Raw genomic sequence first — 17,239 nt, 5'->3', positions numbered from 1 at the left:
ATGAAGAAGCTATTGACTCTTCTCATCCTCGCAGTCATGCTCGTATCCGGAACCGGTGTCGCCGGCGCAGAGGATACAACGTCTGAGAGCAAAGAGATCCTCCGTATCTCGCATTCAGATGACGGCTACACGATCATGCAAAAACCTGTCATCATGGACTGATTATTTCACTCGAACACTATTCCCCCTGTTCCATCCCGGAGCGGGGGAATGTTTCATCAATATACATACCCGGACTATGCCCTCATTCGGCAATAACACTTGCCTATCCCCTCTTCATCGGGTCACAGACCGACACTCGCCTGAGTATCTTGCATCTTCAAGGAGGACAATATGATTAAAAAATACATTGCTTTTCTCATCTTCGCCGTGTCGATTCTCTCCTGCGGACTCTCACCGGCTGCCGAATCATCACCATTTACCGACCCCCTCGCTGAGCGCTACAAAGATGATGTCCTCAGCCTTTATGACCTCGGGATCATCGGCGGCTTTCCCGATGGCTCATTTAAACCCGACAATGACATATCAAGAGGTGCTGCTGCAATCATGGTTGCAAGATCACTGGGTTTTGTCGATCTCGAAGGGAATCTCCTGATTGAAACGTCCGCAGACAGCCCTTCGTTCAACGATGTTTACCCAGGGACGAGCTACTACAATGCCCTCATCGCCCTAGAAGAACAGGGGGTCGTTCGCGGTAATCCTGACGGCACCTTTGGTCCGGACGACGAAGTGACCCGCGGTGCAATGGCGATTATGCTCGCAAACGGTTTTGAGCTTGCTCCTGTTGGCCATACGAACCCTTTTCAAGATCTCGGTGCGTCGTCGATGGATGCCGTGCAGGCTCTGTATGACTACGCCATTACCTCCGGCATTTCTCTCGATGCCTATGGCACCGATCAGTTCATGATCCGCTCGGACTTCTCTGTCATGGTCCGCGCATCCATGCAGGCCGGCCACCACACGATTGAAGCCGAGGATGCCCTGCTTCTGCTCGAAGAAGTAAGGCTGGAGACTGATCAGCTCCACGCCGGCGGCATGAACGATGAAGAACAGCAAGAAGCATTAACCTCGCTGAAAGCTCTTATTGAAGACCTTAAACAAGAACAGGCATCCATCCCGTATACCAATCCACTGAGGGATGCCATCGATACGGTCATCATGGACAGCGAGGCCACGCTTCCAGACGAAAGCCGTGACGAGAACGGGGAGGAAGAGCCTGAAGACGATGAGCCCGTAACCGGCTATCAGCCGATCGATGTTCTCTCTTCAGAGCTGTCCGTTGAAGAGCGCGAGCTTGCCAACCTGATCAACGACTACCGCGTGAGCCTCGGTCTCGAGCCATTGAAGCTGTCTGTCTCCATGACGCAGGTCGCACGCTCACATGTCAATGACTCAAACCTTCACAGCCCTGAACGCGCCGCACCGGAATGCAACCTGCACAGCTGGTCTGCCAACGGCGACTGGTCGCCGGTATGCTACACATCCGATCACGCAAATGCCTCCGGCATGTGGGATAAACCGTATGAAATCACCGACGGCGTATACAATGGATCCGGTTATGAAATCTCGGTCTGGGCTTCAAACGGCATGACGGCTGAGCGCGCCCTGTCACTCTGGCAGTCGAGTCCGGCACATGATAATGTGATCATTGGTGACGGATACTGGAGTAATCTCACCGTCATGGGTATATCCGTCAAAGGCAACTATTCACACGTCTGGTTTGGTACAGAAGACGACCCTGCAGGTTATTTTAATGAGTAATTTTTCATTACGTCACGCTTGCTGTGCAGAAGACCCTCACCGATGGTGAGGGTCTTTCTTCTATTGCAGATGAATGATATCTTCTTCCCTTGCAGGATCTTTCATGTTGACCAGACCCACAATCGTCAAAATCCTGCTCTATTTGGTCAAAACCGTTCACACCAGTCATTGCAGGCGAAGCTATGATAATTAAGACATTTCATTTTGCAGAAAGGAGGACACAGGAAACGACCCGTATACCCATTTAAGGAGGAGATCATCGTTGAAGTATTTACAGAAGCAATGCGTAATTGGACTGGTTATGGCTTTATTATTTCCGCTTTTCATCCCATTTTTTGAAAGCGTTTCCTTTGCGGATTCATCAATGCAAACGGCTCGATCAGGTGAACTGCTTAATAACGGCAGTTTCGAAGATCAGGAACATGCCGGCGATTTTGCCGATTTATGGACCGATGGCATGAAGCCGGCGTATTGGGATTTACGCAACTGGGGTAACTCAGGCGGCGAGCCTCCTCTTGCCACACATCATCATGATGAACAGATCGTAACGATCGAGCTCGATCAGACGGTCTCATTTTTTCAGTATCAAAATCCTATACCTGTAAAACAGGACGCAACGTATGAACTGACGACAGCCATTCGTGCAGAGAACCTCTCAACGCCTCACACATCCGGTAACGCCGCATCTTTACGGGTGGAGCACCTCAACGAAAACGGCCAGGTGCTGTTACGCGATGATGTTGCACATGTAACAAACACCGATCAAGACACCGGATGGCATGACGTGCACGAGAGCGTTCAGCCTGTACAGGGAGCCGAAACAATCCGGTTAATCCTCATCACCGGTGTCGTTTCCCCGGGACAGGGCGCCACCGGAACAATTGCCATCGATTCTTTCTCCTTGAGCGAGGTCTCCAAAGACGAACCTCCCCATGTGGAAGATGAATTGGCCAACACCCTTTTGAAAAACCACCGCTTTGATGAAACCGAACACGCAGAATCCTTTGCTGATCTGTGGCAGGACGAAACAAAGCCCGCCTACTGGGATTTACGAAATTGGGGGCCATCAGAAGGAGAGGCTCCGAAAGGACATGTCCATCTGGAAGGGGAGGAGACGATCGTCAGTCTTTCCCTCGATGAAACGGTCGGTTTCTTTCAGTATTACGACGCCATTGAAGTGGACCCGAACCGCCGCTATGAAATCGGGACAGTCCTTCGCACAGCCGAACTCAACAGTCCCAATCCTCAGGGCAACGCTGCATTCTTGCGCGTCGAACAGTTTAACGGCACCTCACTCCTTGAACGAAAGGACGTGGCCGCTGTCCCGGCAGGTTCAACCGACTGGATGACACGCACAGGCGAAATCGAAACAAAAAGCAATGCGACACATATCCGGCTGATCCTCGTGATCGGGGGCGCAGTGAGTCCTGAAGCCGGTTCCTCCGGCACAATCGACATTAAATCCTTCGCCATTTCCGGTCAGGAAGCTGCCGTTGAAGGCATCTCCTTTGACGATGAGCCAATTTACGTCAAGGAAGGCGAAACCGTTAAGGCCACTTTCGGATTAACTCCGGTCTACGCCGAGGCAGATTCATTCACATGGACGACAGGTGATCCGACAGTTGCCACAGTTGATGACGGCAGCATCACAGGGGTTTCTGCAGGTGAAACAGCGGTCACCGTCATCGTCAATGACGATTTGACACTTACAGATACCGCGAAAGTCATCGTCCATGACGGCGAGATACCGGTATCGGATATCACCCTTCAGGAGACGGATATGACCGTTGTTGAAGGACGTTCCTTCGCTGTTTTCCCTGACGTCCATCCCTCCTCTTCGTCTGATGCAACGCTGAATTGGAGCGTGTCTGACGAAACTGTACTGCAAACAGACGGAACCTTTGTCCATGCCATTGCTCCTGGTGAAGCAGAAGTGATCATCCGTGCTGCTGACAGTGACGCAGAAGCAAGAATGACGGTTTCCGTCCTGCCATACGAGGAAACGGAATTTGATCGGATGCGCGAACGTTGGGTAAATTACATCGTGCCAAACGCCTATACCGACATGGATACACCAGCGATCGCCGATCAGGTGGACGAGTTGACAGAGAAAGCCGCAAGTCTTCTTGCCACGATGAAGATGGATAAGGAGGCCGATGTCCTTTGGGATGACGCAGGTCAATTCTCAGACTCAGCCACAATGACCACACATTTCAGAAATTTGCATCAAATGGCACAGGCATACACGTTTGAAGCGAGCTCACTTTACAAATCCGAGTCACTTCTTGAAGCCATTCTCTACGGGCTGAGATGGATGAACGAACATCATTATCACGCCGACGGCTCTGACTACGGAAACTGGTGGGACTGGCAGATCGGGTCTCCACAACTCTTGAATGATACGGTTGCCATGGTTCATGACAGTTTGGCAGAAGAACAGCGCCTCCGCTATACGGATGCAGTGAAACACTACATTCCTGAAGTAACCCACTACTACGGTGTTGGCAATGCCACTTGGCGTGTTAAAGCTTCAGGAGCAAACCTGGTCGACCTCGGCAAAGCTGTCGCCCTTCAGGGGATTCTCGCCCATGATGAAGAACGGATCGCCTCAGCACAGGAACATTTCCCTGTCGTGACGATTAAACAATCAGGCAGAGGAAACGGCGTGTATATCGATGGTTCCTTCATCGATCACAACAACATCGCTTATACGGGTACGTATGGTGTTGTATTCCTTGGTTCAATGATCGATCTGATTTACATGCTCAACGACAGCCGTTACGAACTGAATGAAGATGACCTGAACGTGATCTATGAGATGATCTTCCTCAGCTTTGAGCCGGTCATCTACAAAGGACTCATGATGGATATGGTCAACGGACGGGCCATTTCCCGGGGCAATACGGAAGACATCGGCCATGGACGCGGTGCTGTTCAACGGATTATTCAGTACGCGACGATCGTTCCAAATCATTACGAAGAGCGGATGATGAGCATGATCAAAGGCTGGCTTATCTCTCAGCCGGAGATGATCGATGCTTTCAACCGCATTCAGGTGATCACGATGGCCAATACGATTTTGAACGATGAAACCATTGAGGCACGTGGCGAACTTATCGGTCATTATCTCATGACGCATATGGACCGTGTTGCACACCGAAGACCCGGATTCACTTTTGCACTCAGTAAATATTCCGACCGGATTGCCGCCTATGAAGGCAATATGAATGGAGAGAATATGAAAGGCCACTACACAGGTTCCGGCATGACCTACCTGTATACGGATGACCTCCATCAGTATAACGATGGATTTTGGGCTGCTATCGACCCGAAACGCCTTCCAGGCATCACCGCCAATATGGACCGTCCTCTCAGTCCTGGACTTGGGACTGCCCGCACATCCCCTGCCACATGGGTCGGCGGGACATCGCTGGACGGACTTTACGGTGCCAGCGGCATGCAGCTCGATCAGGCCGTCTTTGGGCAAAGCCTGACCGGTCACAAATCATGGTTTATGTTTGATGACGAAATCGTCGCTCTCGGTTCGGGCATCTCAAGTGATGACGGTGATCAGATCGAAACGATCATCGACAGCCGCAAGCTTGCCAAAGAGGGGATGAATGAGATCCTCATTGACGGTGCGGCCATCAATACCGGTATGAACACGTCTCACACTGCCACCGAACCAACCTGGATGCACATCGAAGGCAATACAGCCGGCAGTGACATCGGCTACGTTTTCCCGGAAACGGCGGATGTACACGTCCAGCGTTACGAGCAGAGCGGTTCCTGGTATGACATAAACCGCAACGGCTCAACCGAAACCGTCACCCGGCCCTTTGCAGAATTGTCTGTTGACCACGGCACAGATCCGACAGACGATACGTACGCCTATATCGTGCTTCCGAATCAGTCTTCCGAAGCTGTCTCCGACTATGCGGCGGCTCCTGACGTGACGGTTCTTGCCAACACGAAGGAAGTTCAGGCTGCTGAAGAAGCTTCACTCGGCATTCTCGCAGCCAACTTTTGGACCGATGGTCCGACAACAGCAGGGAAGCTGACAAGCTATAACAAGGCTTCAGTCATGATGAGAGAATATCCTGGTGACCGCCTTGAAGTGTCCGTCAGCGATCCGACGAGACAGAACAACGGGACCATCGAGCTCGTCATTGACCATCCCGTTTCTGCGCCACTCGTCCTCGACGATGGTGTGAAGGTACTCGCTCATACAGATGAGAACATCCATCTGTCGTTTGACGTAAAAGACGCTTCCGGCCTCAGTAAAACGGCAATCCTCGATCTGCAGGAAGGCAGCTCCGGATGGCAGACAAACGCCCTCTTTGACGAACGCTTTGAAGACGGCCCTCACGGAGAATCCGTGACGTCAGTGAACGTGTCAAAAGCAGACAGTCTGACGTATTTCCATAAGAGTGAAGCCATTCTGCCTGAACGTGACTTCACTGGTGTTACGCCGTTTGCAGCAGAAACCGGAACCGTTGAGGTCACCTACACATTCACACCAAAAGAAGAGGGCATTGATGCGGTAATGGGTCTTGCGGGAGAAGAGATGACCATCAGTAATTACCCGGATCTTCCAATTATCGTCAGAGCCTCGTCAAACACCGGCGGACTATTTGATGCAAGAGACGGCGCCGTATTCAAAGCAGATGAAGAGCTTAGTTGGCACGTTGGCACATCCTACGACATTGCCATCTCTGTCAACCTCGACGAAGGCCGTTACAGCGTCCTCGTCACCCCCGAAGACGAAAATCCGGTGCAGATCGCATCTGACTTCGCCTTCAGAGATACGGCAAGTACGCCTGAAGATATTGGAAAATTCATCTTCCAGGATAACCGCACTACCCATGCCTCTGTCGTTGATAACCTGAAGATCAACGGCAAAGAGGCTGGCATCATCAATAAATACGGCAAACTCGAATCCATTGATGGGGAAGATGCTTTCACGCACCTCGACGTGTCGGATGCCACTGACCGAATCATTGTGAACTGGTCGTTTATGACCAGGGAAACCGAAGGGCTCACAATCACCGTTTCTGACACAGACAGCGCCCCCCTTTTCACGATGGAAAACGGGATGGACCGCTTTGTTGCCGGCTATTGGCATGACGCAACTCTCGACATCAATCTTCTCAGCGGTGTCTATTCTTTCACGCTTGACGGCGATGTAATTGAATCTGGATCATGGGCTGAAAATGCCAAAGCGCCGGCTCGCTTCACCTTTGGCTACGATGCATCCTCCGGCACAAGTGACAGACAGCTGTTCATCGATCACTTTACGCTGTTGGAGACGAGTGTCGCAATCACGCAACTCAGCGCGGCAGAGAGCGCACTTCACCTGAATACCGGTGACGAATACCTGCTCTCGCCGGTCGTGGAACCGGCGGGCGCCTTTACGGAAGGCCTCCGATACACGACAGACGCATCCGATACGGTAACCGTTGATCACCGCGGGACAGTAACCGCGAAGCAGGCAGGTAACGCCGTTATCACAATTACGGATCTCGTCTCCGGCACATCGGCACAGGTACGCGTTTCGGTTACCGATCTGCCTTCGCAGCAGTTTGAAGACGTGCCATTGAATCATTGGGCGTCTCACTATATCGACACGCTCACTTCTGCAGGCATTATTGAAGGATTCAGTGATTACGAATTCCGTCCTGCAGATGATGTCACCAGAGGCCAGATGATTGCAATGCTTGTCCGCATTGGGGAACTGAATCCGTCAACCCCTGGCGAGACCGCCTTCACCGATCAGCACGGAACCCTGTCTGACGCGATTACCGCTGCTTATGAAGCCGGAATTACGAACGGCTATGAAGACGGTACATTTCGTCAGGATGAATCTGTCAATCGGGAAGAAATGGCCATCATGATCGCAAGGGCCATCGACATCTTCACAGGCGAACCTCTGTCTTCCGAACACGACCTTGCCTACAAAGATCTGGAACAGATCGGACAGACCGCAATACCTTCTGTCGCAGCCCTGACCAAGACAGGCATTCTCGAAGGGACCGCAGGAGGACATTTCCTTCCTCACCAGCCGACTAAACGCGATCAGACTGCAAAGGTACTCTATTATGTCAAGGAGCTGATTGACTGAAACACCGTAACTGCTGTTTTGAACATAGCCAATCAGGCAGTCACTCTCGTAAAAACAGCAGCGTGATTCAAAAGGTATCCTAATAATAAATCTCCAGGCAGTTCGCAAGTAACAGTGATTTTAATCAACAATGAACAGTAACAGAATCATTTAAAAAGCCCTCACCATTCAAAGGATGATATGCTCCCAACAAAGTGATCAGTAGAAATAATCTATTTCTACGCTACTTAGTTGGGAGTTTTTCTATTCGCAAAAATAAAGTAAGCGTCAAACAAATGCACATATGATTTAACCCGATCTTCCTTCATACTGTGATTATATTCAAAGTATGAGGGAATGACGTGATGAATAACCAAAGGAAAAATCATGAATTTTGGGTACATAAAGTGAAGGAAATCAAAGATTCAGGGCTCTCAGTAGCCGCTTGGGTGAAACAAAATGAGGGATATACCGTTCACCAGGTCCGTTACTGGCTTCGAAAAATCCAGAAGCAATCCGAAACCAGTCCATCGTCTTCGGATTGGCTGTCCGTTCATGTTGATCACACCCGACATCATTCCTCACAAATAATCCTTCATCTACCTAATGGGAGCCGGCTTGAAATCCCTGCGGGATTACCTCCAAAGGAACTCCAACACCTCTTTCAAGCAGTGAATGCTTTATGATCGGGCAGATTCACCCAAAGAACGTTTACCTTGCAAGAGGGTCAACGGATTTACGCAAATCCATTGATGGTTTAGCGGCGATTGTTCAGGAGGGATTCGAACTGGATCCCTTCTCATCTTCGCTGTTCGTCTTTTGTAACAGGTATCGGGACAAAATCAAAATTTTGTACTGGGATCATAATGGCTTTTGGCTTTACTACCGTCGTCTTGAGAAAGGTCGGTTTCCATGGCCGACATCTGGCTCTGACGAGCCAATGATCATTACGGAAAGACAGTTAAGATGGTTGTTAGATGGACTGCCATTGGATCAAAAAGGGGCTCATCGGAAGATGAATCCTGAAAAAGTCGTTTAGCGTCTTGCAGGAATCATTGTTTCCGTATAAAATAAGCTACATTATGAAAAAGACATCTGAACACTCATCCAACACAACTGAATCTGTCGATGACCGAGTTTCAAGACTCGAGAAGGAAAAGGCTGAGCTGGAACTTCAACTGAAATGGTACAGGGATCAGTTCAGCCTGATGCAAAAGAAAAAATTCGGGACATCCAGCGAAAAAACAGATGAGCGTTTTGAACAAGGTTCTTTGTTTAACGAGTCTGAAAAAGAACAGGACGCAGCTGAGGAAGAACCGACGGTTGAGGCAATTACATATGAACGGAAGAAAAAACGAAAGGCTCGTAAGGACCTGACAGAGAACCTGTACACTGAAACCGTGACTTATACACTCCCGGTCGAAGACCAGGTTTGTTCGTGTTGCAACGGTGAACTTCATATAATGAAGACACAGGTTAAAGATGAACTGGAGATCATCCCGGCAGAAGTAAAGGTCAAACGGTATGAAACCACCATTTACAGCTGTCGACATTGTGAAAGAACGGGTACGAGAAATCCAATCGTGAAAGCACCTTCTCCAGAACGCCCATTTCCAGGCAGTTTGGCTTCGCCGTCTATCGTCTCTTATATGATCAATCAGAAATTTGTTCAAGGCGTACCGCTTTACCGGCAAGAACAGGAGTTCAAGAGGATGGATGTCTCCATATCCCGCCAGACGATGTCAATTGGATCATTGAAGCATCTGAACAAATGCTTGAGCCGATCTGGGACCTCATGATTCGGGTGTTAACATCTCTCGATGTTCTCCATGCCGATGAAACGACCGTTCAAGTCTTGAAAGAAGACGGAAAAGAGGCCGCAGCTAAATCCTATATGTGGCTATACCGGTCTGGTGGTCATGATGTTCCGATCGTCATCTATGATTACCAGCCTGGAAGAGCAAGTAAATATCCACGTCGCTTTCTAGAAGGATTTACCGGCTATCTGCATGTTGATGGCTATGGTGGTTATCATGGTCTCAAACCCAAAGTGGAACTCGTTGGATGTTGGGCCCATGCACGTCGCAAGTTTTTCGATGCGGTTCAAACGTTGCCTGACGATCGTGATTCAACGACATCTGCGGCAAAAAAAGGGCTGAATGCCATCGACGAGCTCTACCGCATTGAAAGAGAGATTCAAAATAAGTATAAAACGCCCGAAGAGATCTACGAAGCTCGAAAAGAGCGAATCGAGCCCCCTCTTGAGGCTTTTTCAGCATGGGTTGAGTCTATGAAGCCAAAAATTCTATCCAAATCACTCTTGGGTAAAGCCGTGATTTATGCCAGCTATCAAATGGAGCATCTACGAACATTCTTAAAAGACGGTCGATTAGCGATTGATAACAATCGCGCAGAGCGCAGTATTAAACCATTCGTTATTGGGAGAAAGAACTGGATTTTCTCCAATACACCGCGAGGTGCAAAAGCAGCAGTATCATATACAGTATGATTGAAACTGCAAAAGAGAACCAGTTGAAGCCCCAGGCATATTTGAACTACCTGTTTGAGAACCTCCCCTCCAGCAAACAATCTGAGATGGAACAGTTCCTGCCGTGGTCAGACTCTTTGCCGGATGATATTCGTATCATTAAAAATTGATAATCCAAGTATAGAAAATCCGCATCTACATTGATAGGTGCGGATTTTTGACGCTTACATTAGGAATAAATATGTATATTACAATCAACCAATTGAACGATTTTTCGGTACGTTAAAAGCAAAATATTATTACCGTAAGTTTTTCTCATCAACTGAACAATTGGAGAATAGCATCATAACTATATTGATTATTATAACTGGCGAAGAGTCACGATAACTTTCAACGGACTGGCACCAAAATTGTATCGGAGATAATACTAGGGTGTTGATTAAATAGAAGACTGAAATCTCTTTTAAAACTCGTTGTAAAGTCATCCAGTAGCGTTAGGAGGGACGCCAGTGGGATTAGCGCAGTCTGAAGATCCACTCTGAGAAAGCAAAGCTGAGTCAGAATTAGCTGAAGACAAACACCTTGGCAAGCATCCACCTATAGCTATTGAATAACAACGAAGCATCAATAAGGTTCAAAAAAGAACCTGAATGAACCAGTAAGTTCATTCAGGCCTAAAACCACTTTTTTTGTTTTTTTCCGAGTCCGCTTAACAAGTAGCGGTTCAGAGCAAGGTTCCCTGACGTTATTTCGTTTTGAACCAGTGAACTGCGTAGAGAATTCCAAAACTGAATACTCCTGTCATCAGCACAGAGCGAAACCACAGCACGCTGGCAGATAAGGTATAATCAGATCCTCCTCCAAATGAATCTGTAACAACCATTTCCGAATTCGAAAATGCACCCAAAATAACGGACGAAACGGAGATCGACACTGCTAGTATAAGTAAATCTTTTAAGTTTGTTACTTTAATATAAGTCATATAAAGGAATCCTGCCATGGCAAAAACCACAATGGGCACAAGGACAGCCAGCCGGATCGGAAAAAATAACTCAAGGGTCGTGCCACCAAGCATCATTAAGTCTTCAGGCATGATATCCATGTAATTGTAAAGAGAAAGATCACCAAAAGCCCATGTTGTCACAGTCATAAAATCCGGAGTTGTCGTGGTAACTGTCTGCAACATGCTCAATGACGCGTATGACCCTCCCATCAGAACCATTAATACCCTGACTAATGTGAGGTCCTCGACAAACATGCCAGTCATCGTGATTAACGAATTATTCAGAGCCGATACGGTGAAAATAACCACAATTCCTGCGAAAGAAACCAAAGCTGCAGTGAATCCGATCATCACTTTCGAACTGTGAGGAATCAATCGATCTGATTCAGAAAAAGCACCTTTCCCAAATTGTCCGACCATCAGAGCAATATACACAGTCATAATAAGTAAAATCGCCGTCAGTACACTGGTGGAAAATACAGAAAAATTGACAGAAATAGCACCCTCACCTGGAACTCTGACTGTTCTTCCTGCAACGAAAGAAACACCTGTCAGCAAGATCATATAAATAACACCCGCGAATAGTGCAGGGTAATGGAAAGAACGACTTTTAAACGAAGGATCGAACTTGCTGATAAGCCAGGCTCCGACAAACGATGATATCAGAACAATCAGCAGAAAAACAAGATATCCAAAATTCATATGAATACTCTCTTGGACCATACCCGCATTAAATCCGCCCGAACTTGCGCTCACATCGAATTGAATGCCGGCTGAGTTCACAAACATAAACATGTCCGTCACTCTGAATAATTGAATACCGGCAGCCTCTGCCATGAAGCTGGCCTCTTCAACAAATGGAAAATCCATCACCATTCGATAGAGATAATATGCGACACTCCACATTATAATAAATGGGATAAGAGCGATTTTCAGACCATCAATGGCATACCCTGATAAACTCTCTTTTGACAAGTCCGCTGTCTGAGCAGGTTTAAACGACTTTCCTTTCTCGATAATTGAGGATACCTGAAAATTTTTGAACTTTGACGAGTTCTCATCCATGTTCAGTTTCGTCGCTAATCCTCCACACTGGCAGCAATAGTTCGCATCACTGCTCACCTTACTGCCGCAGCCTTTACAGTGAACAGGCTGGACAGGATCCAGTGAAAAATCGTAGTTCGGCTTTTGGAGCAATACCCCATCATGTTTACAATATAAATAGTCCGAAGATTGTTCGGACCCGCAAGACGGACAAAACAATTCAAATCAACTCCTTTGGATTTTTCTGTTACAGAGATCAGTCTGCGAGGTGTCCGCATGCAGGGCAAAACGATGCTGTTACAGGAACCTGATGCTGGCATGTCTTACACACTTTACTGTTTTCTTCATCAAGAGGCTCTTCTTTCACAACCTTACTGCCACACTCACCGCAAAACATATCGCCCTCGGCAATTTCATTCCCGCATTCGCATATCTGTTTTTCGGATTGAGCACGAATGGCGGCAATCTTCTGCTTCATCTCAACGATTGACATATCGATCTTAAACAACTGTTCATGCAAATTGTTAATCTGTTCATCCTCGCTGCTTCCCGAACGGATTTCTTTATAGGTCGCCTCGCCAAGCTGGATCATTTTCTCCGTACGTTCATGTGTTTTTTTTCGGATCTCAATCCCTAATTCTCTTTCTGTTTGAACGGCACTGCCCTGACTCATGTTCATTCACTCCCATTCACTGTAGTCGTATTTTCACTCTTTTAAACTTCTTCGTGCATCAGTTTATTTATAATAGTCTGCGCTTAAAATTGTTTTTCGATACCTATGGATTTAAAGAATGGTATGTCAACACTAAATCGGACAAAAAAATTAAGGTCCCGTTGACTTGTATTCAGCTGGTGATAAATAATCCAATGATCCGTGAATTCGAATATTGTTGAACCAGTTCACATAATCAAAAAGTTCAAGATCAAGTTCTTGTTGGCTAGAAAAAACCGCACCACGAACGAATTCGATCTTGATGGTCTTGAATGTGGCTTCAGCTACGGCATTGTCATAGGGCGTTCCTTTGTCACTCAATGATCTGGTAATACCGAAGGTATCGAGTGCCTGGTCGATCAGGTGATTTTTAAACTCAGTGCCTCTGTCTGTATGAAAGATCTCGATCCGATTTAGATTGTAGGGGACGGATGCAAAGGCAGTTTGAACTAATTCAGCGGTTTTATGAGGCCCGGCGCTGAACCCAATAATCTCACGATTATATAAATCGACTAATACACAAATATAATGCCATGCTTTGTTCACGCGGACATACGTTAAATCGCTGACAACAACGCTTAATTCGTCGTCCTGATCAAACTTCCGGTCCAGTGTGTTGCCTGTTTCGGATTCATTGCAGCTAGATTTTGAAGGTTTAAATTGAGCTACGGTATACTTTGATACCAAACCCTGTTCAGCCATGATCCGCTTGATACGGCGTCTCGACACCGTCCATCCAGCTCTTTTCAATTCAGCTTTGATCTTCCGTTGACCATAGATCTTACGACTCTTCATGAAAATGCTTACGATCAATTCTGTCAGTTCTTCTTGCTCTGATTCATTTTGCCGTTTGGATTCGTAATAGAATGAGCTTCTTGCAATTTGTAGGACGTCGCACATTGCTGATACCGAGTATTTGTAACGATTAGCCTTGATTACATTTACTTTCGTCCTATGATCAGCGCGGCTTGCTTTAAAATATCATTTTCCATGGTCAGCTGTTTATTTTCTTTCTTGAGCTGTAACAGCTCTTCTTCAACAGACGTACGGTTATCCTTTTCCTTGAAAGATCCACTACCCTGGTATTGCCTAACCCATTTATCAAAGGCAGAAGGCGTCAGCTCGTATTCTTTGATGAGTTCGGATCGGGGCTTGCCAGCTTGATGCAGTTGCACGATCTGTTCTTTGAATTCCTTTGTGAAACTTCTCCGTTTGCGAGTTGTCATAAAACAGCTCTCCTTGGTTTGTATTTGAACCAAGTGTACGGGACCTTAACGAATCTGTCCAACTAAGTGTAACCGATCCAGAACCATATATAGAAGCACTAAGGGCATCTTACAGCTCGTACCGGTATTCATCTTCCGGTCGCCAATTATCCAGTTCTTCCTGACCGTCAAGAAGCCAAAGATCCCTGTCTGTGTCATAAAGGAGATAATACGTCCATTCACTCGTTGATCTCGTCAACGGTGTATTCGACGGATCGGTTCCAACAGCGTAGAAACTCGATTGAAAGTTCAGACGAACATCGATAGAAACCTCAAGATGATCAGCCTGATCATTGAGAATTCGAACCGATGCAATATCATAGTCGACTCTGTCCGCATACCCCTGGTAACGCCAGCCTTGGCTGCGCTGTTCATCGAAGTTCCCTCTCGTTCTTGTCAAATAAGTTTCCGCAAAATCATTCGTAAGCATTGAAAACTTCCCTGGATCCTGGTCTCTATAGGCATCAACCCAGTCTGTAACATGCTGATTAATGCTCGAAAAAAGATCTTCAGCTTCGATTTTTTCTACCGTCTCTTCGTCAAAAACCAGTTCATATCGGCTATCATCAGGGTTCACCGCTTTTTCCTCTGAGATAAGACGGTCGAACTGCCCTTCTGTATATGCCTGTATAAATTCGATTTCATTGAAGTTGATGGGACCGAGTGTCATGCCACTACCAATGGCATCTCCGGTCTCCTCGCCATTCACCATTAAATAACTGTCACTCCGATTTGCAGAAATATCAATGTAGGAACCTTCAAAATCCCACGTATAACTCAATAACCGGTCCGTGAACAGATCTCCCAATTCCTCAACCGCGATCTGCTCCTCTGCTTCTCCGTAACCACCTGCATAGTCGATTGTTATGAAATCCCCTGCCGGGAAAATCCGTTCAATGGTCAAGCGATTGTTTCCGTCTTCGAAAACACCTACTTCATCACCGTTATAGTGGACCGTCACTCCATTGTCAGGAACAACATGCCTGATTTCGATCGTATAACTTTCAAACTTAAGCGCATAATCATCGAAGATACCCCAAACGCTGCCAGACTGCTCAAGAACTGCCGGATAATCCGACACATCTGCCTGTTCTCCGGATAGATTGGCAAGCATGTCCACGCGAAACGCATCAAGCCGTTCTTGCTCATGCATGATCGCCATAAAATACGCCATACCTTCCTCTGTTATGCTCTCTGCCACGCCGCTTTCTGCCATCGAACGGATTTGATCGGCGTTTTCTTCTTCGATTGCCGAAACGAGCTGGTCCACCGCCCGCTCATAAGAGAAATACTTTCCTGCATAAACATAGCCGCCAACGCCTCCGGCAATGAGAATAAGAAGCATTGCCACCAGCCATTTTTTCAACGGGTTTCCCTTTGGTTTTGCAGTTTTCTCTTTATGTTTAGTCGTCTTTTCACTTTGCTTTGGCTCTTGATCCTGTTTTCCACTTACAGGTTGCCCGCATTTCGGGCAAAATTTAGCCTGGTGTTCGGCTCCGCACTTTGTACAAAAAGCCATAATGCCCCTCCTCTTCCCTTTCCATTAGCGCCCTCTTCAGTCTCTTTTTAACTGCCAGCAATCCGTCATATCAGGATCACCACGAGAGCCAGGGAATTTGTGCCGGTTTATAGTCATTCATCTTCCACTTTCCATTTTCCTTTACGAACTGGATCATTAACTGTTGTTCACTGTAGTAACCATCATCAGACTCAAGCGCACGTGCGATAAAAGAAATCTCATTCTCTCCTTCATGCAGGATGGCTTCGGTCTCGATGCTCTCGCCGAAGTAAAAGTAACTGTTATCACACTCCCAGCACGTTCCATGAATAAACGGTTCAAGTTCACGCTCAAAGAACGCTTCTGTAACAAGGGAATCGACGTCCGCTCGAATCGGCTCAGTGTCAATCTCCTCCGGACCTTCTTCCTCATAAAATACTTTGGCATGATCCGCTATGCGTGTCCAAATCACCTGATTGACTTCATGCCCGACCTCCCGAAGTCTGTCGTGAGGTGCGAAATCATGACGCTCAGATTCCCGGTAACGCCAATCATCAGGGACATTCGAGCGAACCGGCGAGTTATAGTCAATCCAAAAGTCAAAATCAACATGCTGCTCATAGATGTCACTCGTCATCATCTCAGAGATGGTCAACTGCTCGTCATCAATATGAAAAGATCTGAACGTCCATTCTCCCTGATCGTAGTCTGCTGTCTGTAAGAGCTGATCGAGAACGAGACGGTGTTTATGCCGCCTGCCATATACCGCCCCTTCAAGTTTCATCACATCTTCGTCTTCCACAATGAATACAATGTACCCCCAAGGTTGAGGATCGGGTCTTACTACCTTAAGAATCAAGAGCTGCTGATTCTTCGTTTCACTCAGCAGCACCTCTGAATGATGCACCGTTTCATAAACCAGACCGCTCGCACCCCGCACACTGTCCTCGTCTTTAAAAGGCAGCTCGTACACTTCATCACTTTTAAAGATGTCACGGTTTTCATGATGATAATGATAGAACCTGTAAACGTCTCCCTCTGGGAGAAGATACAGCGTTGTGTCCGAACCATTATTAGCCCTTGCAGCCTCAGTAAGGACAGCATTTTGTTCCAAATCTTCAAGAGAAGGGAGAGATTCGGAGTCTGAGACTTCTGACTCCGAATCAACCCGGTCAAAAACAGGCTTTGCCATCGTCTGAGGTCCCTTGTCATCGTCATTGACATCCGCAGATTCTCCTTCCGCTGATTCATGCTGCAGCATCTGATCCTCTTCAAGATCGCCACATGCCGTCAATGACAGAAAGATAATCGACGGGATGATAAACCCTATTTTAAGTTTCATCATTTGTCTCCTCTATTCTTTCCAGC

Annotated in this window: 10 protein-coding genes and 1 pseudogene; 6 read left to right on the top strand and 5 right to left on the bottom strand. The window is 47.3% G+C overall.

The features are described from left to right. The 6 genes and pseudogenes from BSEL_RS17730 to tnpC all read left to right on the top strand — a co-directional run bounded on the left by BSEL_RS17730 (position 1) and on the right by tnpC (position 10,519). Positions 1–162, top strand: a complete 162-nt coding sequence (locus BSEL_RS17730) for a hypothetical protein (protein ID WP_013171796.1) — start codon at positions 1–3, stop codon at positions 160–162. A 171-nt stretch (positions 163–333) separates the two neighbouring features. Then, on the top strand, positions 334–1,761 hold the full coding sequence (locus BSEL_RS16960) for a CAP and S-layer homology domain-containing protein (RefSeq protein ID WP_013171795.1): 1,428 nt from the start codon (positions 334–336) through the stop codon (positions 1,759–1,761). A gap of 262 nt (positions 1,762–2,023) precedes the next feature. Continuing rightward, complete coding sequence (locus BSEL_RS16955; RefSeq protein ID WP_013171794.1) at positions 2,024–7,882, top strand: polysaccharide lyase family 8 super-sandwich domain-containing protein; 5,859 nt, start codon at positions 2,024–2,026, stop codon at positions 7,880–7,882. A 344-nt stretch (positions 7,883–8,226) separates the two neighbouring features. Then, complete coding sequence (gene tnpA, locus BSEL_RS04385; protein WP_013171793.1) at positions 8,227–8,547, top strand: IS66 family insertion sequence element accessory protein TnpA; 321 nt, start codon at positions 8,227–8,229, stop codon at positions 8,545–8,547. Beyond that, on the top strand, positions 8,544–8,900 hold the full coding sequence (tnpB, locus tag BSEL_RS04380; RefSeq protein ID WP_013171792.1) for an IS66 family insertion sequence element accessory protein TnpB: 357 nt from the start codon (positions 8,544–8,546) through the stop codon (positions 8,898–8,900). The genes tnpA and tnpB overlap by 4 nt, the downstream gene beginning before the upstream one ends. Before the next feature lie 43 nt (positions 8,901–8,943). Then, a pseudogene (gene tnpC, locus BSEL_RS04375) lies at positions 8,944–10,519 on the top strand (IS66 family transposase). Positions 10,520–11,094: 575 nt separating this feature from the next. Here the strand turns inward: tnpC and BSEL_RS04370 are convergent. The 5 genes from BSEL_RS04370 to BSEL_RS04345 all read right to left on the bottom strand — a co-directional run bounded on the left by BSEL_RS04370 (position 11,095) and on the right by BSEL_RS04345 (position 17,216). Next, positions 11,095–12,417: a hypothetical protein gene (locus BSEL_RS04370; protein WP_041581740.1), complete on the bottom strand. Its 1,323-nt coding sequence runs from the start codon at positions 12,415–12,417 to the stop codon at positions 11,095–11,097. Between the two features lie 235 nt (positions 12,418–12,652). Beyond that, positions 12,653–13,069, bottom strand: a complete 417-nt coding sequence (locus BSEL_RS04365) for a zinc ribbon domain-containing protein (protein ID WP_013171790.1) — start codon at positions 13,067–13,069, stop codon at positions 12,653–12,655. 150 nt (positions 13,070–13,219) lie between these two features. Continuing rightward, positions 13,220–14,334 (bottom strand): IS3 family transposase gene (locus BSEL_RS04360; RefSeq protein WP_095522123.1). Its coding sequence is split into 2 segments (ribosomal slippage): positions 13,220–14,085 and positions 14,085–14,334, totalling 1,116 coding nucleotides; the frame shifts between segments, so codons are not numbered across the junction. Positions 14,335–14,443: 109 nt separating this feature from the next. Further along, positions 14,444–15,892 carry a TcaA 3rd/4th domain-containing protein gene (locus tag BSEL_RS04350; protein ID WP_013171789.1) on the bottom strand — a complete coding sequence of 483 codons (1,449 nt, stop codon included), beginning with the start codon at positions 15,890–15,892 and terminating at the stop codon, positions 14,444–14,446. Positions 15,893–15,968: 76 nt separating this feature from the next. After that, positions 15,969–17,216: a hypothetical protein gene (locus tag BSEL_RS04345; RefSeq protein WP_155522699.1), complete on the bottom strand. Its 1,248-nt coding sequence runs from the start codon at positions 17,214–17,216 to the stop codon at positions 15,969–15,971. Positions 17,217–17,239 lie beyond the last annotated feature (23 nt).

Origin of the sequence: [Bacillus] selenitireducens MLS10, assembly GCF_000093085.1 — a bacterium.
GTDB classification, from domain to species: Bacteria; Bacillota; Bacilli; order Bacillales; family Salisediminibacteriaceae; genus Salisediminibacterium; species Salisediminibacterium selenitireducens.
Note: the sequence above shows the minus strand (reverse complement) of the source record. Positions and strands in the feature narration are given on the sequence as shown.

Coding starts and splice junctions, on each gene's coding strand:
- BSEL_RS17730 (WP_013171796.1), top strand. CDS start 1: ATGAAGAAGCTATTGACTCTTCTCATCCTCGCAGTCATGCTCGTATCC.
- BSEL_RS16960 (WP_013171795.1), top strand. CDS start 334: ATGATTAAAAAATACATTGCTTTTCTCATCTTCGCCGTGTCGATTCTC.
- tnpA (WP_013171793.1), top strand. CDS start 8,227: ATGAATAACCAAAGGAAAAATCATGAATTTTGGGTACATAAAGTGAAG.
- tnpB (WP_013171792.1), top strand. CDS start 8,544: ATGATCGGGCAGATTCACCCAAAGAACGTTTACCTTGCAAGAGGGTCA.
- BSEL_RS04370 (WP_041581740.1), bottom strand. CDS start 12,417: ATGGATGAGAACTCGTCAAAGTTCAAAAATTTTCAGGTATCCTCAATT.
- BSEL_RS04365 (WP_013171790.1), bottom strand. CDS start 13,069: ATGAGTCAGGGCAGTGCCGTTCAAACAGAAAGAGAATTAGGGATTGAG.
- BSEL_RS04350 (WP_013171789.1), bottom strand. CDS start 15,892: ATGGCTTTTTGTACAAAGTGCGGAGCCGAACACCAGGCTAAATTTTGC.
- BSEL_RS04345 (WP_155522699.1), bottom strand. CDS start 17,216: ATGATGAAACTTAAAATAGGGTTTATCATCCCGTCGATTATCTTTCTG.